Origin of the sequence: Variovorax sp. IB41, from assembly GCF_016405905.1 — a bacterium.
GTDB lineage: Bacteria > Pseudomonadota > Gammaproteobacteria > Burkholderiales > Burkholderiaceae_C > Variovorax.
Genome location: NZ_JAEFCB010000019.1, coordinates 99145 through 124401, shown reverse-complemented (window position 1 = coordinate 124401; position 25257 = coordinate 99145). Strand labels below are relative to the sequence as shown.

At 68.4% G+C, this 25257-nt stretch carries 23 protein-coding genes; 1 reads left to right on the top strand and 22 read right to left on the bottom strand.

Annotation, left to right across the window (positions count from 1 at the left end):
• Both JC881_RS26355 and JC881_RS26350 read right to left on the bottom strand, forming a co-directional pair.
• The coding region (locus JC881_RS26355; protein WP_198788657.1) for a GAF domain-containing protein at positions 1-1569 on the bottom strand (1569 nt) is incomplete at its 3' end.
• 232 nt (positions 1570-1801) lie between these two features.
• Complete coding sequence (locus JC881_RS26350; protein ID WP_198788656.1) at positions 1802-2419, bottom strand: biliverdin-producing heme oxygenase; 618 nt, start codon at positions 2417-2419, stop codon at positions 1802-1804.
• A 179-nt stretch (positions 2420-2598) separates the two neighbouring features.
• On the opposite strand from JC881_RS26350, the gene JC881_RS26345 reads away from it, so the two are divergent.
• The gene (locus tag JC881_RS26345; RefSeq protein ID WP_198788655.1) at positions 2599-3354 is read left to right on the top strand and encodes a transporter substrate-binding domain-containing protein; all 756 of its coding nucleotides are present in this window, start codon (positions 2599-2601) and stop codon (positions 3352-3354) included.
• On the opposite strand, the gene JC881_RS26340 is transcribed toward JC881_RS26345, so the two are convergent.
• The 20 genes from JC881_RS26340 to JC881_RS26245 all read right to left on the bottom strand — a co-directional run bounded on the left by JC881_RS26340 (position 3342) and on the right by JC881_RS26245 (position 25224).
• Positions 3342-3767 carry a hypothetical protein gene (locus JC881_RS26340; RefSeq protein WP_198788654.1) on the bottom strand — a complete coding sequence of 142 codons (426 nt, stop codon included), beginning with the start codon at positions 3765-3767 and terminating at the stop codon, positions 3342-3344. The two genes, JC881_RS26345 and JC881_RS26340, sit on opposite strands and share 13 nt — an antisense overlap.
• 81 nt (positions 3768-3848) lie before the next feature.
• A complete protein-coding gene (locus JC881_RS26335; RefSeq protein WP_198788653.1) occupies positions 3849-6068 on the bottom strand; it encodes a M1 family metallopeptidase in 2220 nt (739 codons plus the stop codon).
• A gap of 722 nt (positions 6069-6790) precedes the next feature.
• Complete coding sequence (locus JC881_RS26330) at positions 6791-8107, bottom strand: MFS transporter (RefSeq protein WP_198788652.1); 1317 nt, start codon at positions 8105-8107, stop codon at positions 6791-6793.
• Between the two features lie 54 nt (positions 8108-8161).
• Positions 8162-9268, bottom strand: a complete 1107-nt coding sequence (locus JC881_RS26325; RefSeq protein WP_198788651.1) for a porin — start codon at positions 9266-9268, stop codon at positions 8162-8164.
• A gap of 44 nt (positions 9269-9312) precedes the next feature.
• On the bottom strand, positions 9313-10281 hold the full coding sequence (locus JC881_RS26320; RefSeq protein ID WP_198788650.1) for a PDR/VanB family oxidoreductase: 969 nt from the start codon (positions 10279-10281) through the stop codon (positions 9313-9315).
• A 19-nt stretch (positions 10282-10300) separates the two neighbouring features.
• Positions 10301-11347, bottom strand: coding sequence for an aromatic ring-hydroxylating oxygenase subunit alpha (locus JC881_RS26315; protein WP_198788649.1), 1047 nt, complete (start codon positions 11345-11347; stop codon positions 10301-10303).
• Positions 11348-11358: 11 nt separating this feature from the next.
• Entirely contained in the window at positions 11359-11580 is a 222-nt protein-coding gene (locus JC881_RS26310; protein WP_198788648.1) for a recombinase-like helix-turn-helix domain-containing protein, read from the bottom strand.
• 31 nt (positions 11581-11611) lie between these two features.
• The gene (locus JC881_RS26305) at positions 11612-12769 is read right to left on the bottom strand and encodes an FAD-dependent monooxygenase (RefSeq protein ID WP_198788647.1); all 1158 of its coding nucleotides are present in this window, start codon (positions 12767-12769) and stop codon (positions 11612-11614) included.
• A 31-nt stretch (positions 12770-12800) separates the two neighbouring features.
• Positions 12801-13787, bottom strand: coding sequence for a tripartite tricarboxylate transporter substrate binding protein (locus JC881_RS26300; RefSeq protein WP_198788663.1), 987 nt, complete (start codon positions 13785-13787; stop codon positions 12801-12803).
• A gap of 14 nt (positions 13788-13801) precedes the next feature.
• The gene (locus JC881_RS26295; protein WP_198788646.1) at positions 13802-14773 is read right to left on the bottom strand and encodes a VOC family protein; all 972 of its coding nucleotides are present in this window, start codon (positions 14771-14773) and stop codon (positions 13802-13804) included.
• A 13-nt stretch (positions 14774-14786) separates the two neighbouring features.
• Entirely contained in the window at positions 14787-16262 is a 1476-nt protein-coding gene (locus JC881_RS26290) for an aldehyde dehydrogenase (RefSeq protein WP_198788645.1), read from the bottom strand.
• 22 nt (positions 16263-16284) lie between these two features.
• Positions 16285-17073: an aspartate dehydrogenase gene (locus JC881_RS26285; protein WP_198788662.1), complete on the bottom strand. Its 789-nt coding sequence runs from the start codon at positions 17071-17073 to the stop codon at positions 16285-16287.
• A gap of 29 nt (positions 17074-17102) precedes the next feature.
• A complete protein-coding gene (locus JC881_RS26280; protein ID WP_198788644.1) occupies positions 17103-18800 on the bottom strand; it encodes a thiamine pyrophosphate-binding protein in 1698 nt (565 codons plus the stop codon).
• The gene (locus tag JC881_RS26275) at positions 18793-19623 is read right to left on the bottom strand and encodes an SDR family oxidoreductase (protein ID WP_443083376.1); all 831 of its coding nucleotides are present in this window, start codon (positions 19621-19623) and stop codon (positions 18793-18795) included. The genes JC881_RS26280 and JC881_RS26275 overlap by 8 nt, the downstream gene beginning before the upstream one ends.
• Before the next feature lie 11 nt (positions 19624-19634).
• The gene (locus tag JC881_RS26270) at positions 19635-20471 is read right to left on the bottom strand and encodes an IclR family transcriptional regulator (protein WP_198788642.1); all 837 of its coding nucleotides are present in this window, start codon (positions 20469-20471) and stop codon (positions 19635-19637) included.
• A 41-nt stretch (positions 20472-20512) separates the two neighbouring features.
• A complete protein-coding gene (locus tag JC881_RS26265) occupies positions 20513-21385 on the bottom strand; it encodes an alpha/beta fold hydrolase (protein ID WP_198788641.1) in 873 nt (290 codons plus the stop codon).
• A gap of 7 nt (positions 21386-21392) precedes the next feature.
• Positions 21393-21941: a cupin domain-containing protein gene (locus tag JC881_RS26260; RefSeq protein WP_198788640.1), complete on the bottom strand. Its 549-nt coding sequence runs from the start codon at positions 21939-21941 to the stop codon at positions 21393-21395.
• A gap of 26 nt (positions 21942-21967) precedes the next feature.
• Positions 21968-22783: an SDR family oxidoreductase gene (locus JC881_RS26255; protein ID WP_198788639.1), complete on the bottom strand. Its 816-nt coding sequence runs from the start codon at positions 22781-22783 to the stop codon at positions 21968-21970.
• A 7-nt stretch (positions 22784-22790) separates the two neighbouring features.
• On the bottom strand, positions 22791-23777 hold the full coding sequence (locus JC881_RS26250) for a Bug family tripartite tricarboxylate transporter substrate binding protein (protein ID WP_198788638.1): 987 nt from the start codon (positions 23775-23777) through the stop codon (positions 22791-22793).
• A gap of 178 nt (positions 23778-23955) precedes the next feature.
• Positions 23956-25224, bottom strand: a complete 1269-nt coding sequence (locus JC881_RS26245) for a D-amino acid dehydrogenase (protein ID WP_198788637.1) — start codon at positions 25222-25224, stop codon at positions 23956-23958.
• Positions 25225-25257 lie beyond the last annotated feature (33 nt).

Here is a 25257-nt window from a genome sequence, read left to right as displayed (position 1 = left end):
CGACACGGTGTACGAGAAGGCTTCGAGCTCCTTGTTCACGCGGCCCAGTTCGGTGGCCACGGCCGCGAGCTCCTCGGCGCGGCGCAGCACCACGCCGATGAGCGCCTGGCGCAGCTCGGCCGCCGCGCCCACCTCGGCCGGCGACCAGGCCGCCGACCGGCCGCGCACCTCCTCGGCCCAACTGGAGAAGCTCAACCGCGGATGGATGCGGCCGCTCGCCGCGGCCTTGGGCTTCTGCGGATCGCCGGCCCACTGGATCGTCTGCACGATCTCGGGCCGGAACCACAGGATGAGGTGGCGGTGCACCTGCGAGATCGAGATGGCGAGCACGCCCGCCGCCACGCCGCGGAACTCGACGGCGGGCGCGAAATGCGCGGGCAGCTCGCTGCTTTCGTAGACCTCCACGCCGAGCCCGGCGATCCAGCTGGCCAGCTCCTGCACGTGGGCGCGCGCGGGCACGTCGCCCACGCTCCAGACCTCGTCGTCCAGCACCACGGCCGCGCCGGTGGCGCGCGCGAGCCGCAGCATGAGCGAGGACTCCGACACCAGCCGCTGCAAGGTGGCGTCGCTGTCCGCCAGGTGCGAGACGATCTGCAGCGTGAGCTGGCGCAGCTCCAGCCGCTCGGCCACCGCGACATTGCTTTCCTTGGACTGGATCTGCAGCGACAGCAGGTGGCCCAGGTGCTCGCAGGCCAGGCGGGTGCCGGTGTCCAGGAAGCGCGGCTGGTGGTCGTGGCACGAGATGAGCCCCCAGAGCCGGCCGTCGATCACGATCGACACCGACATCGATGCGAGCGTGCCCATGTTGCGCATGTACTCCAGGTGGATCGGCGAGACGCTGCGCAGTTGCGCCTGCGAGAGGTCCAGGTCGGCCGCGATGAGCGCCGGGTCGGCCGCGCGCAGCGGCACCGGCGTGTAGGTGGCATCGGCGATGAGCCGGAAGTGGTTCACCAGGTAGAGCGCGCGCGCCTGCTGCGGAATGTCGGAGGCCGGAAAGCGGTGGCCGGTGTAGCTGTCGTAGCCCGGGTCGGCCTCCTCGGCCAGCACCTCGCCATGGCCGGCCGCGTCGAAGCGGTAGACCAGGCAGCGGCCGAAACCGGTCAGGCGCTTCATTTCCGCGGCGGCCAGCTGCGCGAGCCGCTCCAGCGTGTCGGCCCGCTGCAGCTTGGGCAGGAACACGCGCCCGAGCGAGTAGATCGGCGCCTCGTTGCCGGCGGTCGGCCGCGCCTTCTCGAACTCCAAAAACAGGTGGCGTTCGCTGCGGTGCGCGGCCACGTCGAAGGTGTGGTCCGCCACCCGCAGCGCGCCCAGCGAAACGGGCGTGGCGCCGGGCTGCAGCGCGGGCAGCGAAAGGCTGCGCGCGGTGTCCTGCGCGGCGGCGAGCTCGCCGCTCGGCCAGTTGTCGCTCCAGGCGACGAGTTCGAGCGAGCCGGGCTGCAGCACGAGCATGCGGCCGTGCGGCTGGATCGATCCGGGCACGCGGATGGGCTCGAGGTCGCAGGACGACAGGTCGACCTCGGGCGGCCGCAAGGCATGGGGGGTGGGAGAAAGCGTGTGGGGCTGGGGCACGATCAGGCGGCGGGGAAGGCGCGGGGGGCGCGGGAAGCGAAGGCGGCGTGAGGGGCGTGAGGGGCGCGAGGGGCGTGCGGTAACGAATCGGCAGAAGGAACGACGATGACCGAGCAGGCCAAAAAGCCGCGACGGTCAGCAAGGGCACGGATGGCGCCGCGCCGGCTCTTCGGTAAAAAACGGATCGCGGGGATCATGCCTGGGCGTTCTGCTGTGTCTCGTCGGCCGCTTCCTACAGGCCGAAGCGGGGCATGAGGCTGCGGAACCCGGCCGTCGCGCCGCGGCGGGCCGATTCCTCGGCGGCCGGATCGGCCAGCGCGGCGCCCAGCTGCGCGACGAAATCCTTCCACTGCGCCGCCGGTCCGCACGGCGCATCGACCGGCTGGAAGTAGCGCATCGGATGCGGCGCCAGGCGCGGGGCGAGCCGCTTGTGCATGGCCATGCCGCCGAGCTGCGAGCCTTCGACCACATAGGCCAGGCCCCAGGCGAAGGCGGGATCGCGGGCGGCTTCTTCCGACAACGCGGCGGGCATCGCATCGACGCTCTCGCGAGCCGTGCCGTGCGCGCCGGCGGAGGGCGCACCGAGATCGTCCAGATCGAGCGCGAGCGCGGCAAGGCGGCGGTCCGTGCGCCGGGCCAGGCGGTCCAGGCCCGGCACGCCCGGGGCTGCGAGTGCCGCGCGCACGGCCTGCAGCCAGGGGCGCAGCGCACGCAGGTGGGCTGCGTAGTCGGCCAGCGAGGCATCGGCGCGCGCAATCGGAAGTTGGCTGTCCAGCGCCTCGTGCAGCGCCTGGGTGGCAGCACGCAGCGGTCGCAATACGTCGGCGATGGCGGGCGGATTGGTCGTCATGAACGGTCGAAAACTGCGGTGTGGAAGGAATGAAAAAGCTCGAACGAAGCGTACGCGACCGCCGCGCGGCGCCGGTGGGCGCGCTTCCCTTCCCGCAGTAGGAATTCCGGCCGGCCCGCTCGTAAACTGGCCTGACTCACCGCCCTCCTTCCTTCCCTCCCCCCAGACGAATGGATGCCATGACCCAGCCCTCCCCCGCCCTCGTTTCCGCCTTCGCGCCCAACGGCACGCTGCGCGCCTCGATCAACCTCGGCAACCCGATCCTCGCCAACAGAGACGCCGCCAGCGGCGAGCCGGCGGGCGTGTCGATCGATCTCGCGCGCGAGTTCGCCAGGCGCCTGGGCGTGGGCATCGAGCTCGTGGTGTTCGAGAAGGCCGCGGCCTCGGTCGAGGCGGTGAAGAACGAGAAGGCCGACATCGGCTTCTTCGCCATCGACCCGGCACGCAGCGAAGGCCTGCGCTTCACCGCGCCCTACGTGCTGATCGAGGGCAGCTACCTCGTGCGCGAATCAGCGGCACTCACGGACAACGCGCAGGTCGATGCGCAAGGCCATCGCATCTCGGTCGGTTCGGGCAGCGCCTACGACCTGTTCCTCACGCGAGAAATCAAGCACGCCGAGATCGTCCGCTTGCAAGGCGCCGGCCCCGCGCTGGCCGCGTTGCGATCGGGCGAAGTCGAAGTGGCAGCGGGCATTCGCCAGTTGCTCGAGGGCGAGGCAGCGCGCGCACCGGGCGTGCGCGTGCTGCCGGGCCGCTTCATGGTGATCCAACAGGCGATGGGCACGCCGGCCAGCCGCGGCGCAGAAGCGCAGGCGCTGCTCGCCGCCTTCGTCGAGGAGATGAAGGCGAGCGGCTTCGTCGCCGAAGCGCTGAAACGCCACCGCATCGAAGGCGCGATCGTCGCGCCAGCCGAGTCAGCGCGTCAGAGCTTGTAGGCCTCCACCGGCCCCTGCGAATAGAACAGGAAGTAGCCGGTCTCGGTCTTGAAGCTGTTCTTCTGCCAGCCCGGCGGCACCTTGAAGATCGCCAGCTGGTCGCTCGAGACGCCGACGAACTGCGTGTTCTCGCCGTCCGTGGTGATCCTGTTCCAGCGCTCGCGCGTCACCGGCTGCATCTGCATCTTGGGTTCGCTCCACTCGGGCGTGCGCACCTTGTCGCGCATGATGTAGCGGCCGCCCTGGCGCTCGATCTTCACGACCTCCTTGAGCGCGCCGTTCGTCTTGATGGCGTAGACGCCGACCAGTTCGGCCTCGGGGCCGCCACCTGAGCCACCCGCGCCGCAGCCCGCCAGCAGCGAGACGCAGGAGACGCAGGCGCCTGCCACGATGTACTTGAATAGATTTTTCATGAGGGTCATGGTGTGAGGCATGAGCCGCCAGGCGCGCCTTTCGGCAAACGCCCGGCGGCGATCATGCGTGGGTCACAAGGCTCAACGCTTGTCGTTCTCGCGCAGCTTCAGGCTGCCCTGGAAGCGCAGTGCGTGCGGGTACTCCTCCTTCTCGCCCGCATCCACCGCCGCCATCTTCTGCTGGCTCAACTGCGTCTTCGCGAGCACCGGCGCCGGCAGGTTCAGCACGCCCTTGATCTGGTCGTACTGCGCCTGCGTGATGCGGCCCACGCTCAACAGCCGGAACGCATCGCGCTCGATGTTCAGCAGGAGCGGCTTGTTGGCCGCCAGGTTCTGCACCTTGGCCAGCAGGTCGCTCCACGACTGCGCGCTGTAGTTGCTCACGTAGTAGTCCTGCCCGGTCGGCCCGGTCAGCACCGCCGTGCAACCCGGCAGTTCCAGCTGCACCGCGTTGTTGGACATCACGAAGGTCTTGCGTTGCTCCATCGCATCGCCGTACGCCAGCGTGACGGGGATGGTCCACGTCGAGGCCGGGAACTGGTTCTGGTTGGGGAACGCCTCCTGGCTGATGTTCACGTAGGTGCGGTCGCCGGCGCATTGCGCATCCACCGTCAGGAGCGGAATGCCCGTCTGGCGGATGAGGCTGTCGCCGATGTCGCTCACCTTCTTGTCGGTGGCCTTCTCGAGAGAACTCCACAGCCGCGAGGGCGTGACGTTGCCGTACGCGTAGTCCTTCAGGTAGATCTGCAAGCCCTTCTGCATCGCCTCTTCGCCGATGTAGTTCTGGATGGTTTCCAGCACGTGGCTGCCCTTGTTGTAGACGAAGATCGACGGGCTGATGAAGCCGAACGAACCCGCGTCGTTCAGGTTGCGCTGCACGGGCACGGCGGTGTTCTTCAGGTCGGCCACGATCACGTTGTGCTTGTCCAGCACGTAGTCCGAGAAGCTGTAGTACTCGGGGTGGAATTTGATCGTGGTGCGCCGCTCGAACCAGCGCGCGAACGACTCGTTGAGCCACACGTTGTCCCACCAGTCCAGCGTGACCAGGTCACCGAACCACTGGTGCGCCACCTCGTGCGTCACCACCGTCACCGAGTACAGCGTGGGCGTGTCGCCGGGCTTGGTCAGCACCGCGTCGGCGAACTCGAAGATCGAGCCCCAGTTCTCCATGCCGCCGAAGCCGGTGTTGGGCTTGTTGTTGTAGCTGTCGTTGGCAGCCACGGTGTCGAACTTCTTGAAGGGCAGCGGGATGCCGGTGTACTTGTAGTAGTAGTCCATCGACACCTTGGTCCACTCCATCGCGAACTTGGCCCAGTCCGAGCGGCCCGGCGGCGTGAACCAGCGCAGCGGCATGTCGGTGCCGTCCAGCGGGTTCTTGAAGGTGTCGGCCAGGATGTCGAACTTGCCGCCGCCGAAGAACGTGAGGTACATCGGCATCGAGGGCGTCTTCTCGAACGACACCTGCTGGTAGCCGTCGGGCAGTTTCACCGCCGACTTCTGCGCGCCGTTGGAGACCGTCTTCCAGTCGCCCGGCACCTCGGCCGAGATCTCGAAGGTGTGGCGGAAGGCCGGCTCGTCCCAGCCCGGGAACCACTGGCGCGCGTAGTTGGTTTCGCCCTGCGTCACGATGGCATCGCTGCTCACGCCTTCGGGCGTGGAGAGGCCCACCTTGAAGATGCCGGTCGCGGCCGAGCAGAACGGGTTGCGCGCCACTTCGGCGGGCGGGCAGTACTCCGCATCTGAGAATTGGATCTTGCCGTCCCACTCCATGTGCAGCAGGTACTTGCCCTTGGCGATCTGGCCGTCGTTCAAACGCAGCTGCACGAAGTCGCCGAGCGTCTGCGGCGTGGGGATCAGCGGAATCGCCTCGCCCGGGTTCGAGACCTTGCGCAGCGTGGTGCGGCCCTTGGCGAAGTTCAGGTTGTGCGCGGCCACCACGATCGCATCGACGGGCTTGAGCACCTCGATCTCCACGTCGCCGCGGCCCACGAAGGTCTTGAGCGCCGCATCGGGGCGGAACCACAGCTTGTAGTTGCTCGGCCAGACGGTGTCGGGCAGTTCCATCGGCCTGGCGGACTTGTCGACCGCAGCGACCGCGGCCGGTGCGGGCACGCCGTCGTCCGGTGTCTTGGCCGCGCTGTCGGATGCGGGGCCGGAGGTGATCGGGCTCGAAAGACCGACACCACTGCCGCCGCCGAACGAAGGACCACTGTCTCCTCCGCCGCCGCAAGCCGTGATGACGGCAAGGGTCACTGCGGTGATGGCAAGATGATTCACGAGGGAGTAATTGAGTTTTTTCATGATCGCCTTCTGGTAAGGACATTGCGCCGGCCTTGCATGCACCGGCGGGTAGCCGGCGATGCGCGGACACGCGCGGTGATGGAAGAACAACTGACGCTGCGAACAGGCAGCACCGCACCCTCCCGGCGAACGAGACGTTCGTCAGGACCACACGGAACCACCGGAATTTTTCTTGGCCGGCACGACACGAACGAACGGACGAACGTGCAACGCCAGGCCCCACCGCAAGCTATGCGGGCGGCCCCAGGATGCGGGGGGTGATGGCTTCCATTCCCGTCGATGCGCGGGTGGATGGGATGCGGGGGATCGGGCCTTGAGGCGGGTGTGTGCCTTAGTGCCCGCGCATCGTCAGTGACGGTCGCGTCGTTCGCGTCGTCCGTGTCACTGGCGTCAGTCGTTCACGCATTGCAGGAACGACACGCGCTGTGCTCGTCAGGATCAGAATTCTTGCGGCTCTTGTCGTTGATATCACGCGCATTCCCTCGTCCATTGAATGCGCTCAGTTGTAGCTGATCGACTGCGATCTCTCAACGACTCGCGGAACTTTTCGCTCTCAAAATGTTCGTGCGCGATACGACGAATGGAGTCACTGCATTCGATGCATGTCGTGCGATACGAAGATGGTTCTGCGGATGCGGCACACACGCTGCATCGACACGAAAACTCGTAGGCATCGGATGTGACGATGCAGCCACACTCCGCGCCTCAAAGCGATACAGGCGCTACAAAACCTGTGAATGCGCAACGCTCGAAGCCACGCGCGTGCGTTCGCGCAGCCACAGCACGAAGCCGCAGCCGAACACCACGACCTGCGTGCCGATGAGCAACGCGAAGCCCGCGAAGAAGCCCGATGCGGAGGCGGCCGATGCGGTGGCCGTGCCCGATGAAGATGCGCCGTGCGACACCGCGCTGATCACGCCGCCCATCAACGCCGGCATGAAGCCCGCGACGAGGCTCCCTGCCCCGTTGGTTACGCCGAACGCGCTCGCGGTGTGCTCGGGCCGGGAGCAATACTGGATCGTGCTCGGGATCGCGGGGCTCTGCAGTCCCCAGAAGAAGTTGGCCGCGACGAGGCAGCAGGCCGCGGCATACGGATCGCGCGCGTTGATGGCCATCAGCACCGACAGCGCCACGCCCACGCTCGCGCCCATGAAGATGAAGGGCACGTGCGCGCGTTCGATCCTGTCGATGACGACGCCGCTCACGAGCACGGCGAGCACCGTGGCGTACTGCGGCAGCGATGCGAGCCAGCCCATCTCGCGCAGCGAGAAGCCGCGCGCCTCGTGCAGGTACGTGGGCAGCCAGTTGCTGCTGCCCCAGAGGTACGCGAGCGCCGCCAAGGTGAGCAAGGTGATGAGGAACAGGTGCCGCGTCTGCAGCGCGCCCTTCACGATCGCGCCCACGCGCGCCATCGCTTCGCCGATCGACGAAGGCCGCACCGCGTCTTCCTTGCCGGGTGGCATGCGCACGAACGCGAGCACCAGCGGAATGCCCAGCGCGATGTTCATGATGCCCAGCACATGGAACGAGGTGTCCCACTGGAACTGCGCGAGCAGGTAGCCGACCAGCGGATAACCGACGGCCAGGCCGAGGCCCGTGCCCATGTTCACGAGCGCATTGGGCTTGCCGTTCTCGTGGCTGTGGAAATGCGCCTTGATGTACGACGAGGCCAGCGAGAACAGCGGTCCCTCCGACACGCCCAGCAGGATGCGCGAGGCCAGCAGGAGGCCGTAGCTGTCGAACATCGGCGAGGCCCACGTCACGACGCCCCAGAGAACCAGCCCATAGACCAGGCTGCGCCGCACGCCGAAGAGCGCCGAGCAGAACGGCGTGAGCACGAAGGCCGACACGCCATAGCCCAGCATGAACGCCGTCGCCAGCAGGCCCTGGCTCACGCGGTCGTTCGCCGCGAGGCCCACGTGGTTCAGGAACGCGGCATCGGTGATCAGCACCGCGATGTTGATGCGGTCCACGTACGAGATCGCGACGATCACGAACAGCGTGACGACGCCGTACCAACGAAAGTTTTTGCTCTGCATGGGTGTTGCTCTGCTGTTGTGCCGTGACGGCGGTGATGGCGCGTGGACCGGGTCCTAGAACATGTGGCGCATGCCGAACTCGGTGCCGCTGGAGGCACGGTTCGGCGCGGTGATCGCGCCCGAGAGCGCCTGCGCGGCACCGTTGCTGTTGCTGATGCGCGCGATGGTCGCGTAGAGCGCCGTGCGCTTGGAGAGGTTGTGCACGTAGCCGATGGCCAGCTTCGACGAGGTGGGCTTCACCGCGGCGCCGAACGGCTCCAGCTTGTAGCGCGCATACGAGGCCTTGATCTCGCCCACGCCGATGGGCAACTGGAAACCGATGAGCGCGCCCTTGGCATCGGTCGAGCCCTTCGACTCGGTGTACAGCTCGCTCGTGAGCTTGAGGTTCATGAGCGACGGACCGAAGGTGTACGCCGCACCGAGGTTGGTCACGCGCAGGTCGCCGCTCGCATAGCGCGTCTTGCCAGTGGCGATGGCGATGTTCAGGCCCCCGCTCTGGTAACCGAAGCGCAGGCCCGTGTGGTTGCCGTCATGCTCGTTGGACTTCAGCGTGCCCGGCAGCACCGAGTTCGAGTCGTTCTCGCCCACCGCGTACATCACCTGCCCGTAGAAGCCGCCGAGCGAGGCCGGCAGCAGGTACCCGACGCTGTTCGATGCGCGCGTGCCCGTCGGCGCGACGAGGCCGCCCAGGCCCGAGAAGTAGATCTGGTTGGCGCCGATGCCGCCGCCCGTGCCGAAGGGATCGAAGATGGCGGTGTTCCAGAACGCGGGCACGTAGTCGCGGCCCAGGCGCAGCTCGCCGAAGGGACCGGCGAGGCTCACGGTCGAGCGGCGGTTGAAGCTCAGCACGCCCGCGGTGCCATTGCCGCTCGCCTGGTTGTTCGAGTTCGAGGGAAAGCCCATCGCGCTGTCGTTCTGCAGGCCCATCTCGAGCCAGAAGTTGGCCGAGTAGCCGCCGCCCAGGTCTTCGGTGCCGCGAAAGCCCAGGCGGCTGAACATGTTGCCGCTGTTGGACAGCTGCGTCTTGTGGGCCGAGCCGTCGCCGCTGCCGCGCGTGTAGGTGACGGCCGCATCGACCACGCCGAAGAGCGTGAGGGAAGATTGGGCCAGCGCTCCGCCAGCCACGCTGGCCGAAGCCAGCGCGATCAAGTACTTTTTCAATGGATGTCTCGGTTGGTTTTTCTCTGGCGTGAGAGTGAATGGCCTCAGATGTCCAGCACCAAGCGCTCGCCCTTGCAGCGAGAGACGCAGATCATCATGGTCTTGTTGGACGCACGTTCGATCTTGGTGAGGATGCCGTCGTGGTGATCGACTTCGCCTTCGAGCACAGCCGTTTCGCAGGCGCCGCAGACGCCTTCCTTGCAGCTGTGGTCGGGGTTGAGCCCGGCGTCGATCAGGCTGTCGAGAATCGACTTGCCGGCCGGCACCTCGACGCTCTTGCCGCTCTTGGCGCACTGCACGACGCAGCTCTGCGTGGTGCTGGCTGCCTCCACATGCACCGCGGCGAAACGCTCGATGTGGGCGTTGGCGTAGCCGAGCTGCTCGCAGCTCTTCTCGAACGCGTCGAGCATCGGCGTCGGGCCGCAGCAGTAGTAGTGACTGGTCGCGCCCTTGCCGGCCAGCAGCTTCGCGAGGTCGGGCGGTGCGCCCTTCTCTTCGTCGAAGTGCCAGGCGAGCTGCACCCCCTTCTCTTTCGCGAGCGCCTCGATGGCCTCGCAGAACGCGGCCTCCTTGCGGGTGCGCGCGCAGTACAGGAGCTCCACCGGCTGGCCGATAGCCACGAGCCGCTGCAGCATGCACCAGATGGGCGTCACGCCGATGCCGCCGGCCACCAGCACCGAGCGCTCGGCGCCTTCCTGCAGCTTGAAGTTGTTGCGCGGCGCCGAGATCGGCAGCGTCATGCCCACGCGCAGCTGCTGGTGCACATAGCGCGAGCCGCCGCGGCTCTTGCGGTCGTTGAGCACGCCGACCACGTAGCGCTGGCGGTCGCTGGACGGATTGCACAGCGAGTAGCTGCGCACCAGCCCGTTGGGCAGGTGCAGGTCGATGTGGGAGCCGGCCTCGAAGGGCGGGAAGTCCACGGCAGGCGTGGCCGGCCGGAACTCGACACTGACGATGCCGTCGGCCTCGTAGCGCATCGTGTGCACGAGGGCGTTCAGCGTGGGAGAAGACATGGGCGTGCTCGCTTCCCGGTCAGGCCGTGGCGGCTTCGGTGGCTTCGGCCAATTGCGCCACGGCGAGGTTGCGCATGTGGCGGCGCAGGCGGACGATGCCCAGGTCGTGCTGGTACAGGTTCTCGTGCTGGTTGGCGTCGGGCTCCATCTCCTCGAGCATCACGCGGTCCTGCTCCAGCACATGCCAGTGGCGCGCCTCCAGGCGGTTCTTGTAGAGGAAGCGCCAGGTGTCGCGCTCCCAGCCCTTCGGCAGCTTGCGCACGCGCCAGAAGAAGGTGGCCGTCATGCCGTTGGCCATCGGCGAGAAGGCGCCGATGATGATGAAGTTGCCGCCGGGGCCGCCGGTCTTGGGGTACGGGATTTCGAGGCGCATCCAGTGGATGCCCGTGTCGGCCCATTCGGTCCAGTCGAAGTTGACGTTGCGCTGGCCTTCCTTCTCGAACACGAAGCCGATGTCGGTCGGGCGGATGCCGAACTTGGCCGACGAATCGCCCTCGGCCATCGAGTGCGACTGCTTGTGCAGGTACGTGCCGTGCATCGGGTCCATCACGTTGTCCAGCACGTAGCGGTAGTCACCCTTCCACTCGGTGTAGCAGAGGAAGCTGCCGTACTCGGCGTCGTCGGTCAGCTGCTCGGGCAGCACCAGCGGCGGCGGAATGTCGACCGATTCCTTGGAGTTGTAGAGGAACACCGCGCCCGCGCGCTCCTGCACATGGAAGTGCCGCGTGGCCTGCGAGCCTTCGAGCTTGCAGCCGGGGCTGCCGGGCACGCGCGTGACGACGCCGTCATGACGCACCTCGACGCCGTGGTACGGGCACGAGAGCCGGTCGCCCAGCACCACGCCCTGCGACAGCGGCGCACCGCGGTGCGGGCAGCGGTCTTCCAGCGCATGCAGCACGCCTTCGCCGTCGCGCCACAGCGCGAGCTTGCGCCCGAGGCGCCGCAGCGAGATGGGGTTCTCCTTGATGAAGTGCGAGGGGCAGATCGGGTACCAGAGGTCCTTGAGGCCGATCTCCAGCAGGTGATCGACCGGATCGGCGGGAACGGGAGTGATGGCGATGGTCATGATGGTTCTCCTCAGGCGGCCAGCGTGGCCATTTCCTTGCGGTACAGCGCCTCGGTCCAGGGCTGGCCGCCGGGGGTGGCGAGGCCGCTGTCGTTCAGGCGCTGCACGAGGCTGCCCAGGTCGTGGATGCCGTCGGCGAAGGCGCGTTCGATCACGTCGCCCAGCAGGTCTTCGTAAGTGGTCGCGGGGCGCTGGCGCGCCTGGTGCGGTTGGAGATAGCGGTCTTGTTGCATCGTGGGCCTCCGGGGATGAGGTGAAATGAAATCAGGCGGTGACTGCGACAGGCGCGCCGAGTGGCACGGCCCAGGCGTCGTAGCCGTAGACCCAGTCCGCATTGCCGCCTTCGCGCAGCCAGTTGTTACCGCGCGAGCCGAGCTGCACCTGGCTGGCGCGCTCGATGCGGGCTTTCTCGTAAGCCTTGAGCGCATCGACGGCATCGGCCATCGCGACGCCTTCGAGGTGGCGCGACAGCACCACGGCGTCTTCGATCGCCATGCCCGCGCCCTGCGCCATGAACGGCAGCATCGGGTGCGCGGCATCGCCGAGCAGCGCCATGCGGCCCTCGGCCCATGCGGGCATCGGGTCGCGTTCGTACAGCGCGGTCTTGAGCACCGTGTCGCAGGCATCGAGCAAGGCGCGCGCCTCGGGGTGGTAGGCCACGTACTGCTCGCGAAGCTCATCGACGCTGCCGGGCGCGGTCCACGACTCGAGGTGCCAGGTGTCCTGCGGCGTGGTCGCGAAGATGAAGATGTCCTTGCCGCGGTTCAGCGGGAAGGTGACGATCTGGCTCTGCGGGTTCGGCCCCCACCACTTGGTGAAGGCACCGAGGTTGGGCACACCGGCCACGCGCTCGGCGGGCACCACGGCGCGGTAGGCGACGATGCCCGTGAAGCGCGGGCTCTCGGCCCCGAACATCGCGGTGCGCACGCACGAGTGGATGCCGTCGGCGCCGAGCAGCACGCCGACGCGGGCGCTGGTGCCGTCGGTGAACGAGAGGGTCACGCCCTCCTCGTCCGCGGCGATCTTCTCGGCGCGCTTGCCCAGGGCCACGCGCTCGGCCGGGAACATGTCGGCCAATGCGGCCAGCAGGTCGGCGCGGTGGATGGTGAGCTGCGGCGCGCCGTAGCGTTCTTCCGCCGAATCGGCCATCTCCAGGCGCGAGGTTTCCTCGCCGGTGTCGTAGGTGCGGCTGATGCGGTGCGACGGGCGCGCCGCCGTCACGCGGGCTGCTTCGCCGACGCCGAGGCCATCGAGCGCGCGCACCGCGTTGGGCGTCAGGTTGATGTCCGCGCCGACGCGGGCGAACTGCTTGGCTTGCTCGAACACGACCACGTCGTGCCCCGCGCGCCGCAGCGCAATGGCAGCCACCAGGCCGCCGATGCCGGCACCGACGATGCCGATGGTGGATTCGCTTGTCTTCATGGATGTCTCTCTACTCTTTCCTGCATGCGGCTCACTCGGCCACGATGTTGCGGGCCTTGATGATCCGGGCCCACACGGCTGTTTCTTCGCGGATGTGCGCGGCGAATTCCGAAGGCTTCATCGCCGCATCGGTCATGCCTTGCACCTTCAGGCGCTCGCGCACGTCGGGCTGGGCCAGCATCTGCGCCGCATCTTTGGCGAGCTGCTCGACCACGGCGGGCGGCGTGCCCTTGGGTGCGAGAAGGCCGTACCACGAGGTCACGGTCACGCCCTGGATGCCCTGCTCCGCGAGCGTGGGGATGTCGGGCGCGGCCGCGCTGCGCGTGGCCTCGGTCACGCCCAGCGCGATGAGCTTGCCGTTCTTGATGAAGGGCATGGTCGCGGGCAGGTTGCTGAACATCAGCGGCACCGAGCCGCCGAGCACGTCGTTGAGCGCGGGCGCCGTGCCCTTGTAGGGCACGTGCAGCAGGTCGATGCCGGCCTGCTGCTTGAAGAGTTCGCCCGCAAGGTGCAGGCCGCTGCCCACGCCGGGCGATGCATACGACAGCGTGTTGGGCTTGGCCTTGGCCATCGCCACCAGTTCCTTGGCGCTCCTGATGCCCGACGACGGCGCGGCCACCAGCACGTTGGGCGCCTTGGCCAGCATGGTGACGGGCACGAAGTCCTTCGCGATATCGAACGGGAAGTTCGGCATCAACGTCGGGTTGATCGTGAGGTTGCCCGCCGGCACCACGAGCAGCGTGTGGCCGTCGCCCTTCGCGCGCTTGACCTTGTCGATGCCGATGTTGCCGGCCGCGCCCACGAGGTTCTCGACCACGGCCGCCTGGCCGTAGCGCTTGGCAAGGCCGTCGGAGAGCACACGCGCCAGCGTATCGACCGGGCCGCCGGGCGGGAACGGCGAGACGATGGTGAAGCGATCGCTGGAGAGCTGCTTCTGCGCATCGCTCTGCGCATGCACCGGCATGGCAACAGCGGCCACGGCGGCGAGAAAAAGGGAGAGGGAAAAACGTCGTTGCATGGTGATCGAGGCCGTCATTTCTTCTCGGTGAGGAAAGCGCCCTTCGGGCCTTCCGCGTTCTTCTGGCGGCGCGTGTTGCCGTCCAGGCCGCCATCGACCGCCCATTCGGCGAACACCGTCGGGCCCGGCTCGAACTCGCGCGGTTGCCAGTCGGCCGTGAGCTGGTCTTCGTCGGCGTAGTACTCGATGAGTCCGCCAGCCGGGTTCTTGAAATACCAGAAGTACGCCGACGACACCGGGTGCCGGCCCGGGCCGAGTTGCGTCTCCCAGCCGCGGCGCGAGAAATGCAGGCCTCCGCCGAACACCTCGTGGATGTCGCGCACGGTGAACGCCACGTGGTTGAGCCCGCGCTTGCCCGAGGGAATCTGCAGCAGGAACAGGTCGTGATGGCCGCCCTCGGCTGCGCAGCGCATGAAGGCGCCGCGGTTCGGGTAGCTGTCGGACGAGACGAAGCCGAAGCGATCCGCGTAGAACGCGCTGGTGCCCACCACATCGCTCACGAAGAACACCACGTGGCCGACTTCGATCGGCGTCGCGCGCTCGTAGATCGGCGCGGGCTGGTTCACGCGAAGCTTGGCGTTCCAGGTGTTCATCGCGCCGCAGTCGACATCGACCGCGTGCTTGCGGCTGACCTGCAGGCGCACCGCGAGGCCGTTCGGATCGATGCAGCCAATGCGGCGCGCGCCGTCGACGGTGCTGTCGAAGAAGGCCGGGTCTTTCGCGATGGCGGTGGCGTAGCGGTCGAGGTCCGCTTCGCTTTCCACGCCCCACACCACTTCGCGCAGCGTCGGGCCCTCTTCCATCGCGGGCGGCAGATTGGCCTTGTCCAACGCCGCGACGACGACCTTGCAGCCGTTGAGGCACTCGAAGACGAGTTCGTCGGCCGCCTCGGACTTCAGCGCGAGGCCCCAGTCCTCGAAGAACTGGCGGCAGGTGGGGAGGTCGTCCGCCCCGTAGGTGATCTGGTCGATGCCTAGAACGCTCATGGTCGTGTCCTCTTCAGTTCGCCCACGGGAGCGGTTGGTCGTTCGTGCCCCAGTACATGCTCTTTTGCTCCATGTACTGGAAGATGCCTTCGCGCCCCTTCTCGCGGCCGAGGCCACTGTCGCGCCAGCCGCCGAACGGCGTCGAGACGGAGAACTGCTTGTAGGTGTTGACCCAGACCGTGCCGGCTTGCACCGCGCGGCCGAGCTTCCAGGCGCGCTTGAAGTCGCGGCTCCACACGCCTGCGGCCAGGGCATAGACGCTGTCGTTGGCCTGTGCGATCAGCGACTCCTCGTCGTCGAAGGGCATCGCGACGAGCACCGGGCCGAAGATCTCTTCCTGGCTGATGCGCGCGCTGTTGTCCAGGCCTTCGATGATGGTCGGCTTGTAGAAGTAGCCGCTGTCATAGCCGGCGCCGTGCGGTCGCACGCCGCCCGTGCGGATGCGGCCGCCTTCGGACACGCCCAGGTCCACACAACGCTCGATGCCTTCGCGGTGCTTGGCGGTGATGAGCGGGCCCATCTGCGTCTGCTCCGAGGCCGGATCGCCCACCCGCAGCGCATTGGCGCCTTCGGCCAGCCGCGTGAGGAATTCGTCGTAGATGCTGCGCGCGACGAAAAGGCGCGAGCCCGCGATGCACGATTCGCCCGACGAGCTGAAGATGCCATAGAGCACGCCGTTCACCGCATGGCCCAGGTCCGCATCGTCCAGCACCATCGTGGGCGACTTGCCGCCCAGCTCCAGCGACACCGGCATCATCTTGTCGGCCGCGATATGCGCGATGTGCTTGCCGGTGGTGGTGCCGCCGGTGAACGACACGCGCTTGACCAGCGGGTGCTTGGTGATCGCGTCGCCGATGACGGAACCCTTGCCCGGCAGCACGCTCACGATGCCCTTGGGCACGCCGGCCGCTTCGCAGATGCGCGCGAGTTCCAGCGCCATGAGCGGCGTGACTTCGGCGGGCTTGACGACCACCGCGTTGCCGGCCGCGAGCGCAGGCGCGAGCTTCTGCGCTTCGCTTGCGATCGGCGAGTTCCACGGCGTGATGGCCGCGACCACGCCCATGGGCTCGTGCACGCTCATCGTGACGAAGGCGCCGCGCGAGGGGGTGATGGTTTCTTCGAGCGTCTCCAATGCGGCCGCGAAGAACTGGAAGGTGCCCGCGGCGCTCGCCACGAGGTTGCGCGTTTCGTTGATCGGCTTGCCGTTGTCCAGGCGCTGCTTCTGCGCGAGCGATTCGCTCTCTTCGCGAATCAGCTGCGCCACGCGATGCAGCACGGCGGCGCGCTCGTGCGGCAGGCGCTGCGCCCAGCCGCTGGTGCGGAACGCGTGGTCGGCGCGAACGATGGCCTCCTCGACGTCGGCGAGGCTCGCGGCCTTCAGGCGCGCGATCGGCTCGCCCGTGGCGGGGTACAGGCTTTCATACACCTCGCCGCCGCCCAGGCGCCATTCGCCGGCAATGCAGATCGGAAGAAGTTCGGAAGAAATCATGGAAGGGCTCAGGACTTAGGGATCAGATGGACAGCGGCGCGACGCGGTTGCGCAGCGCCCGCACCGCGCTGTACACGGTCAGCGCGGAGGTCTTGGGGTTGGCCGCGAGCGGCTTGTTGCGCATCGTCAGCTCGAAGCTGCCGAAGGCGCCCTCGGCTTCGACGGTGTGCACGTTCTCGGCGGTGGCGGGGTCGGCGATCAGGCGCACCAGCGTCTTGTCCAGGCCCAGGCCCGCGAGCGAGACGGTGGCCGCGACGTTGGCGTTCTTCGGATAGAGCGAGGCCGCCTCGCGCGCGCTGCCTTCGAAGATCACGGTGGCCTCGGCCAGCGCGTCGAGGTCGCGGCCCTGTTCGGCCGGCGTTCCCTTCCAGGCCTTCGGGGGCTTGCGGCCGGTGTAGCGCACGCTGTCCAGGCCCCCGATGCGGGCTGCGGCGAGCGCGTCGATCGCGCCGATGGCACCCGGAATCAGCTGCACCTGCGTGCGGCCCGCGATGGCGGCGGCTTCGAGCTTTTCGGCGAACCCGGCGGCCGACAGCGCTCCGACCGAGGCGACCACGCAGGGCGTGCCGCGCGCGAGCGCCGGCAGCACGTGCTCCTCGATGGCGGCGTGGCCCGCCGTCTCGACCACGAGGTCGATGCCGGCGACGGGCACCATGCTCAGCACCTCTGCGCCCGGCACGGCCTTTTGCGCAGCCGCCATGCCTTCGACGGGCACGACGACGACCGTCACCCGCAGCGCAGGATCGCCCCGCAGGAGGTCGAGCACCGCGGTGCCGATGGCGCCGCAACCGACGAGTGCGATGCGTGTGATGGCGGTCATGGACTTGGCTGCTTTCGCTCTCACTGCGCCGTGCCGAGCGCGGGAATCTGCGTGACCGTGTTGGTCGGCGGACCGGCGAAGCTGGTCTTGAAGCCGCCGACCGAGAGCATGTCGATCTCCAGCAGGAACGGGCCGTCGGTGGAGAGCGCTTCGTCCAGGCGCGTGGGCAGGTCGGCCAGGTCTTTCACGCGGGCGTGCGGCAGCGCGATCGACTTGCACAGCAGGTCGTAGTCGGGCGTGTGCAGTTCGGCGTAGCACTGTCGGCCGCCGTACTGCGCGTCCTGGATGTTCTTGATGACGCCGTAGCTCTTGTCGTTCATGAGCACGATCACCATGGGCGCCTTCTCCTGCACCATGCAGGCGAGCTCGCCCAGGTTCAGGATGAAGCCGCCGTCGCCGGCCAGGCAGAAGGTCTTGCGGCCCGAGCCGGTCACCGCCGCGCCGATGGCCGCGCCGATGGCCATGGGCATGCCCTGGCCGATGCCGCCGCCCGTGGCGTGCACGCCGGCGCTCGGCTCGAAGATGCGCAGTTCGCGGTTGCCCCAGGTGCTGTTGGAGACGGTCACGTCGCGCACCCAGTTGAACTTGCGGCCGGCGGCCGACTGCAGCCGGCGCACGAGTTCGGCATACGGGCCGAGGCCGTCGCGCAGCGTGGCCACTGCCTGGTCGTGCGCGGCGCGCAGGTCGGCCAGCAGTTGCGCATCGGCCTTGTAGCCGGCGGCTTCGAGGCGATCGGCCAGGCCTTCGAGGGCCAGTGCCGAGTCGCCGCAGACGAAGGCCTCGGAGGCATAGCAGCGGCCTTCGGCGGCGGCATCGGCGTCGATGCGGTACAGCGGGCGCGGCAGCTTCAGCTCGTACTTGAGCGTCTCGTTGCCGCGCAGGCGCGAGCCGACCACCAGCATCGCGTCGCAGGTTTGATAGAAGGCCTCGACCGGCTTCTGGATGTTGTAGGCGCCGAGCGAGCCGGCATCGTCTTCGGGCACGGTGCCGCGGCCCTGCGTGGTGGTGACCACGCCGAAGCCCAGCTTCTGCAGGCGTTCGATGGCGGCGCGGGCGTGGCGTGCACCGCCGCCCACCCACAGCAGCGGGCGCTTGGCAGTCGCCAGGCGCGCGGCCAATGCGTCGAGCGCGGCGGCGGACGGCATGGGCCGCTCCACCGGCAGCGGCGAAAGGTCGGCCGGCATCGTGATGAGCGCCGACTGGATGTCGATCGGAATCTCCACGCTCACCGGGCCCGTCGGCGCCGTGAGCGCGAGCTGCACCGCACGCTTGAGCGTGCCGAGCACCGTCTCCACGCTGCGCACGCGCAGCGCCGCCTTCGACACCGCCTTGAGCATCGTGAGCTGGTCGGGCGCCTCGTGGATGTACGACATGCCCTTGTCCAGGTACGGCGTCTCGATCTGCCCGGTGATGTGCAGGAGCGGCGCGCCGGCGGTCAGCGCCTCGACCATGCTGCCCGCGATGTTGCCCGCGGCCGGGCCGGTGCTGGTGATGCACACGCCCAGGCTCGCGGTGGAGCGCGCATAGGCGTCGGCCATGTTGCCCGCGCCCGCTTCGCCGCGCGCGGAGATGAAGCGGATCGTGCCGCGCTGCGCGAACGCATCCAGGATCGGCATGTTGTGGATCGAGATCACGCCGAAGGCTGCCTTGACGCCGCACTGCTCCAGGAAGGCGGCGACGACAGCGCCGACAGTGACGGTGTTGTGGGGGTTATGCATGGCGGGAATGGCCTCCGGAGATATCGATGTGGCTGCCCGTCGTGTACGACGCGAGGGGCGAAGCGAGGAAAAGGATCGCGCGCGCGGCTTCGGTCGGAAGCCCCAGGCGACCCAGCGGGATGTGTTTGGTCTTCGCGAGCTGGGCGCTCCAGGCGGCCCAGTCTTGCGACTTGTCTTCGCGCGCCTCGAAGCGGCGGCGCCATTGGCCCGATTCGACAAGGCCGATCAGGATGCCGTTGACGCGCACGCCCTGTGGCGCGAATTCGGTGGCCATCGAGCGCACGAGGTTCAGCAGGCCCGCGCGCGCGGCCGAGGTGGCGACCATGTGCGGCTCGGGCTGGCGCGCGAGCAGCGAATTGGCGCAGACGATGGCGGCATCGCCCAGCACCGCGCGCTGCGCCGCGAGCTGCGGCAGGAAGGCGCGCGTGGGGTGGATGACGGAGAAGAACTTCAGGTGCAGCTCGTCCATCCAGGCTGCGTCTTCGGTGTCGGCGAAGGTGGAGACGCGGCCCTGCCCCGCGTTGTTGACGAGCATCGAGGCTGGGCCGAGCGCGGCCTCGCTGGCGGCGGCGAAGGCCTTGACCGCAGCGGCATCGAGCACATCGCAAGGCTGTGCGAAGAGCTTCGCGCTGGGGAACCGCTCGCGCAGGCCGGCCACCGCGCGGTCGAGCCGCTCGGCGTTGCGGCCGCACAGCGCGACGGCGGCGCCGCTCGCGAGCAGCAGCTCGACGGTCGCAAGGCCGATGCCCGAGGAACCGCCCGTGACCACGGCCACGCGGCCAGCCAATGCATCGGCGGCAAAGAAATGAGAAGGTGCGGGCATCGTCATGGCCGTCATGCGCTGCGAAGCGGCACCACCTTGCTGGAGCGCGCGGGCGAGTAGTTCAGGAGGCCCGAGATCTCGTCGGCCACGCCGCGCACGCGCAGCACCATCTCGTCCATGCGGCTTTCCTCGATGTGGTCCGAGGTGATGGTCGCGCCCAGCGCCGCCACGATGTGGCCGCTGTGGTCGCGCACCGGCGCGGCGATGCTGGAGATGTTCGATTCGAAGAAGCCTTCGCCCAGCACATAGCCGCGCGTGCGGTCGGCCTGCACCATGTCGAAGAGCTCGTTCACCGTCTTGGGCGTGCTCGGCGAGAAGGTCTCCAGCTTGTCTTCGGGGTACAGCGCGCGCAGCTGCGGCAGCGTGAGGTCTTCCAGCAGCACGCGGCCGAGCACCGTGGCATGGGCCGGCAGGCGCGTGCCCACGGTCACGGAACTGGCGAACGGCGTGGGCGGCGCGACCTTGGCGACATAGACGATCGAGCGGCCATCGCGCACCACCAGGTTGCAGGGCGTGCGCAGTTCGTCGCAGAGGCGATTGAGCAGCGGCGTGCCCAGCTGCGTGAGCTCCAGCGAGGCGAGGTATTCGAAGCCCAGGCGCAGCACCGCGAGGCCGAGGCGGTAGTCGCGCCCGCCCTCGGCACGTTCGAGGAAGCCCATGTTCTCCAGCGTGGTGAGCAGGCGGAAGACGGTCGAGCGCGGCAGGTCGAAGCGGCGCGCCAATTCGGGCGCGGAGAGCGTGCGGTTCTCGCGGCTGAACTCGCACAGCACGCGCAGGCCCCGTTCCAGCGCGGGCACGTTGTAGCGGTCGGCGCCCTCTTCCATCACTTCGTTGTCGTTCGTTGCCATGGTGGTTCGTTGTTTCCGTTGGATGTCTTGTGGTGGCCTGCTCAGGCAGCGAGTGCTTCACGCAGCAGCGCGGCGACGGCCTCCGGCCGTTCCACGTAGCTGGCGTGCCCGGCGCCGTCGATCGCCTCGAGCGTCACCCCGCAGCCGCGCGCGACTTCGGCGCAGGCTCCGGGCGTGGTGACGACATCGAGCGTGCCACAGGCCACGCGCACCGGCATGGCGGGCGGCAGGTCGGCGATGAGGTCGCCGTTGCACAGCAGCTCGACGGCCTGGCGGTAGCCGCCGTCGTTCAGGCGCGCCATGTTCCAGCGCACCCACTGGCGCGCGAGTTCGCTGGCGGTGTCGGAGACGAGGCGGCCCGCGCGCTTCGCGGCCATGCCGGCGATGCCCAGTTCGTCGAGGGTGGCGAGGCGTTCGGTACGCACCTTGGCGCGTGCTTCGGCGCGCGACGGTGCGCCGTAGCCCGCGGCCGGGCTGATGAGCACGAGGCGGCGGATGCGCGAAGCCAGGGCCGAATCCTTGCGCGCGGCCGATGCTGCGGTGATCGCACCGAGCGAATGCCCGACGAGCACGCAGGACTGGACATCGAGCGCATCGAGCAAGGCATGCAGGCGCTGCGCATGGTCCGCAGCGGATGGTGCGGCCGGCGTGAGCGGCGTCGATGCGCCGTAACCCGGCGCGTCCCACGCGATCACGCGCGCCTGCGGCGCCAGCAGCAGCGCCACGCTGAGCCACGACGCCGCGCCCGAGCCGATGCCGTGCAGGCACACGAGGGCCGGGCCCGCGCCGCGCTCGCGCACCGACACCACCGCGCCGCCGCCGACCGGCACGCTGCGTGCTGGAAAGCGGGCGTCGAGCAGCGCCAGCTCGGAAGCGGGCAGCGCCAGTGCGTCGGTGGTCATCGCGTCGCTCATCTCGTCCTCAGCGCTTGATCTTGGCCAGCGGGTGGTCGGCCGGGTACGTCGGCTTGATAGGCTTCTGCGCGCCGAGCATCACGCACATCAGCGCGTCTTCGTCGCCGATGTTGATTTCCTCGCGGTACACGCCCGGCGGCACCGAGATGAGGTCGCGGTCGGTCATGATGGTTTCGAAGCGCTCGCCGTCCTTCTCGATCACGACCTTGAGCTTGCCGCGGATGAGGAAGAACACCTCTTCCACGTCGGTGTGCAGGTGCGGCGGGCCTTCGTGGCCGGCCGGGATCACCATGGTGGAGAAGGTGAAGTGCTCCGAAGGCACGGTGTTCGCGTCCTTCTCGACGCCGGTGCCGCCGGTGCCCACGTAGCGCATCTGCGCGCGGCGGAACTTGGGGTCGAAGTCGGCCTGGAACTTCAGCGCGTCCCAGTCGTACTTGCGCGTCTCGTAGCGCGCGATGCGGGTGTTCATCCACTCGGCCAGGCTCGTGCCCTCGGGCTGCGCCAGGGTCGTGCCGGCGGCATCGTTGATCTTCTGTTGTTCGGACAAATCGCTCATCGGGTTTACTCCTTCGTCGGAAAAATTCAGTGCATCGCAAAGCCGCCGTTGACGGCCAGCAGTTGGCCTGTCACGAAGCGCGAGAGGCCGGAAAGCAGGTACAGCGTGGCGCCGCAGACATCGGCCGCCTGTTGCTCGCGCGGAATGGCGCGGCCTTCGAGGTATTTCTGGTGGCGCGCCATCGGCACGTACTCGGTCGCCTCGACCAGCGTGAGGCCCGGCGCCACGGCGTTGACGGTGATGCTGTCGCCGCCCCATTCGCGCGCCAGCGAGCGCGTCATGGAAATGACCGCGCCCTTGCTCGATGCGTAGGCCAGCAGGTTGGGTGCGCCCCAGAGCGCGGTGTCGGACGCGAGATTCACGACCGCGCCACGGCCGCTCTCGGCCAGCGCGGCGCGGCAGGCGCGGCCCATGAGCCAGGTGCCGCGCACGTTGACATTCATCACGCGGTCCCACATGTCGATCTCGAGCTGGTGCGCATCGCGGCCACCCGAGTTGGTGATGGCGGCGTTGTTGACCAGGCCGTCGAGCCCGCCGAGCAGGCGGATCGCCTCGGCGGCGCAGGCGTCGACGGAGGCCGGCGCCGACAGGTCGACGGTGAGCGCGTGCGCCTTGTGGCCCGCATCGCGCAACGCCTCGGCTTCGGTTTCGGCGAGCTCGCCGAGGATGTCGGCCAGCACCACGCTCGCGCCCGCCGCGGCGATGCACTGCGCGAACGCGAGGCCCAGGCCCCGCGCGCCGCCGGTCACGAGCACGCGGCGGCCGGCCAGCAGGTTGGCGGGCAGTTCGGCCAGCAGCGATTGCAGGCTCGAGGGATCGGGGGTGGCTTTGAGTTCGGTCATGGCGTGTTCAGTCGGCCTGGATGCCGAGCTCCTTGATGACCTTGCCGAACCGCGCGTAGTCCGCCGCGTTGGTCTTGCCGAGCACGTCGGCATCGCCGCCCACCGGCGTGGTGCCGAGCACGGCCATGCGCGCGACGATGTCGGGCATCTTGAGGATGTCGTTGAAGTGGCCGTTGAGCGTCTTCACGATGTCAGGCGAGAGGTTGCGCGGGCCCCAGAGGCCGTTCCAGGCGACCACCTCGACGTCCTTGTAGCCGAGCTCGGCGAGCGTGGGCACGGTGGGGGCGAGCGGCGAGCGCTGGCTCGAAGCGACGGCCAGCGGCTTGAGCTTGCCGTTGGCGAAGTACGGCGCCACCGGGCCGAGCGTGATGAAGGTGACCGGCACATGGCCGCCCAGCACGTCGTTGACCGCGGGCGCCACGCCCTTGTAGGGCACGTGCGCGAGGTTCGCGCCCGAGGCGCGGGCGAACATTTCGCCCAGGATGTGCATCGGCGAGCCGCTGCCCGGGCTCGCGTACGAGAGCGACTTGCCGGCGCCCTTGGCCGCGGCGACCGCGTCCTTCGCGGTGGCGAAGCCGCTGCCGGCGCTCGCCACCAGGAAGAGCGGCTGGCTGCCGGTCTGCACGATCGGCGTGAAGCCGGCGAGCACGTCGTAGCCGGAGGCGCCGTTGGTCTTCAGGACCAGTTGCGCGATCGAGAAGGTGCTGGGCGCGAGCAGCAGCGTGTAGCCGTCGGCCGGCGCCTTCGAAACGTAGCCGCTGCCGATGATGCCGCTGGCGCCCGGGCGGTTGTCCACCACCACCGGCTGCCCCACCCGCGCCGAGAGCTTCTCGGCGAAGAGCCGCGCCAGCGCATCGGTGTCGCCGCCCGCCGGATACGCGACCACCAGCGTGATCGGCTTGGCGGGGTAGCTCTGCGCCCAGGCCAGTCCGGTGGCGCAGGCGCCGGCCAGGGACATGGCGGCGGCGATGGCGAGGCGGCGTGTGTGTTTCATGGGTCCGTCGTGGTCGGCGTTTTTGTTTCACTAAAGAAACAACGATTTATTAATGGAACGCACGAAGGATAGCCACGAAGACAACTTCGTGACTAAGTAGAAACCCTAGATGTCGCAACCCAACGTAAACAGGGCGGCCCTTTCGGACCGCCCTGCTCGGTGGATGGCGTCGTGCCTGCTAGCCGCCGTAGCGCGCCACGGTCAGGCCTTCCATGTCGATCTCGGGTGCCTTGCCTGCGACGAGGTCGGCCATCACGCGGCCGGTGCCGGCGGCCATGGTCCAGCCCAGCGTGCCGTGGCCGGTGCTCAGCATCAGGTTCGGGATGCGCGTGGCGCCGATCACGGGCGTGCCGTCGGGCGTCATGGGGCGCAGACCCGTCCAGAAGGAGGCGTCGCGCACGTTGCCGCCCTTGGGGAAAAGATCGGTCACGACGTGTTCGAGCGTGTCGCGCCGGCGCGGATTGAGCGCGAGGTCGAAGCCCGAAAGCTGCGCCGTGCCACCCACGCGGATGCGGTCGCCCAGGCGCGTGACAGCCACCTTGAAGGTCTCGTCCATCACGGTGGATTCGGGGGCGCCGGCCGCGTCGGTGATCGGCACGGTGATCGAGAAGCCCTTGACCGGGTAGACCGGCAGGTCGATGCCCAGCGGCTTGACCAGCGCGGGCGAATAGCTGCCGAGCGCGACCACGTAGCGGTCGGCGGTGAAGTTGCCCTGGTCGGTGCGCACCGCAGTCACGCCATTCACGCCCTTAGCGGCGTCGTGCTCGATGGCCTGGATGTTCACGCCGAAGCGAAAGGTCACGCCTTCGGCTTCCGCCAGCTTCGCGAGCGCCTGCGTGAACTTGAAGCAGTCGCCGGTTTCGTCGCCCGGCAGGCGCAGGCCGCCGACGAACTTCTCCTTCACCTCCGCAAGCGCGGGCTCGTAGGGCAGGCAACCCTCGCGGTCGAGCACCTGGTAGGGCACGCCGGAGGCTTTGAGCACCTCCACGTCTTTCGCGGTGCCGTCGAGCTGCTGCTGCGTGCGAAAGAGCTGCAGCGTGCCCTGCATGCGCTCGTCGTACTGGATGCCGGTGTCGGCGCGCAGGGCCTTCAGGCAATCGCGGCTGTATTCGGCCAGCCGCACCATGCGGCCCTTGTTGAGTTCGTAGCGCGCCTGCGTGCAGTTGAGCAGCATCGAGAGGCCCCAGCGCCACATCGCCGGATCGAGCATCGGCTTGACGACCAGCGGGCTGTGCTGCATCAGCATCCACTTGATGGCCTTCACCGGCACGCCGGGGCCGGCCCAGGGCGCCGAGTAGCCGGGCGACACCTCGCCCGCGTTGCCGAAGCTGGTTTCGAGCGCGGGCGCTGGCTGGCGCTCCAGCACCGTCACCTCGTGGCCGGCGCGTGCCAGGTAGTACGCCACCGAGGTGCCGATGACACCGCTGCCGAGAATCAGGACCTGCATGAGAACTCCCTCTTTCTTGTGGGCCGAGCGCCG

Coding starts and splice junctions, on each gene's coding strand:
- JC881_RS26255 (WP_198788639.1), bottom strand. CDS start 22,783: ATGACCGAACTCAAAGCCACCCCCGATCCCTCGAGCCTGCAATCGCTG.
- JC881_RS26305 (WP_198788647.1), bottom strand. CDS start 12,769: ATGAAGACAAGCGAATCCACCATCGGCATCGTCGGTGCCGGCATCGGC.
- JC881_RS26250 (WP_198788638.1), bottom strand. CDS start 23,777: ATGAAACACACACGCCGCCTCGCCATCGCCGCCGCCATGTCCCTGGCC.
- JC881_RS26320 (WP_198788650.1), bottom strand. CDS start 10,281: ATGTCTTCTCCCACGCTGAACGCCCTCGTGCACACGATGCGCTACGAG.
- JC881_RS26260 (WP_198788640.1), bottom strand. CDS start 21,941: ATGAGCGATTTGTCCGAACAACAGAAGATCAACGATGCCGCCGGCACG.
- JC881_RS26280 (WP_198788644.1), bottom strand. CDS start 18,800: ATGCATAACCCCCACAACACCGTCACTGTCGGCGCTGTCGTCGCCGCC.
- JC881_RS26330 (WP_198788652.1), bottom strand. CDS start 8,107: ATGCAGAGCAAAAACTTTCGTTGGTACGGCGTCGTCACGCTGTTCGTG.
- JC881_RS26300 (WP_198788663.1), bottom strand. CDS start 13,787: ATGCAACGACGTTTTTCCCTCTCCCTTTTTCTCGCCGCCGTGGCCGCT.
- JC881_RS26315 (WP_198788649.1), bottom strand. CDS start 11,347: ATGACCATCGCCATCACTCCCGTTCCCGCCGATCCGGTCGATCACCTG.
- JC881_RS26265 (WP_198788641.1), bottom strand. CDS start 21,385: ATGAGCGACGCGATGACCACCGACGCACTGGCGCTGCCCGCTTCCGAG.
- JC881_RS26295 (WP_198788646.1), bottom strand. CDS start 14,773: ATGAGCGTTCTAGGCATCGACCAGATCACCTACGGGGCGGACGACCTC.
- JC881_RS26340 (WP_198788654.1), bottom strand. CDS start 3,767: ATGAAAAATCTATTCAAGTACATCGTGGCAGGCGCCTGCGTCTCCTGC.
- JC881_RS26335 (WP_198788653.1), bottom strand. CDS start 6,068: ATGAAAAAACTCAATTACTCCCTCGTGAATCATCTTGCCATCACCGCA.
- JC881_RS26350 (WP_198788656.1), bottom strand. CDS start 2,419: ATGACGACCAATCCGCCCGCCATCGCCGACGTATTGCGACCGCTGCGT.
- JC881_RS26245 (WP_198788637.1), bottom strand. CDS start 25,224: ATGCAGGTCCTGATTCTCGGCAGCGGTGTCATCGGCACCTCGGTGGCG.
- JC881_RS26345 (WP_198788655.1), top strand. CDS start 2,599: ATGACCCAGCCCTCCCCCGCCCTCGTTTCCGCCTTCGCGCCCAACGGC.
- JC881_RS26275 (WP_443083376.1), bottom strand. CDS start 19,623: ATGCCCGCACCTTCTCATTTCTTTGCCGCCGATGCATTGGCTGGCCGC.
- JC881_RS26290 (WP_198788645.1), bottom strand. CDS start 16,262: ATGATTTCTTCCGAACTTCTTCCGATCTGCATTGCCGGCGAATGGCGC.
- JC881_RS26310 (WP_198788648.1), bottom strand. CDS start 11,580: ATGCAACAAGACCGCTATCTCCAACCGCACCAGGCGCGCCAGCGCCCC.
- JC881_RS26270 (WP_198788642.1), bottom strand. CDS start 20,471: ATGGCAACGAACGACAACGAAGTGATGGAAGAGGGCGCCGACCGCTAC.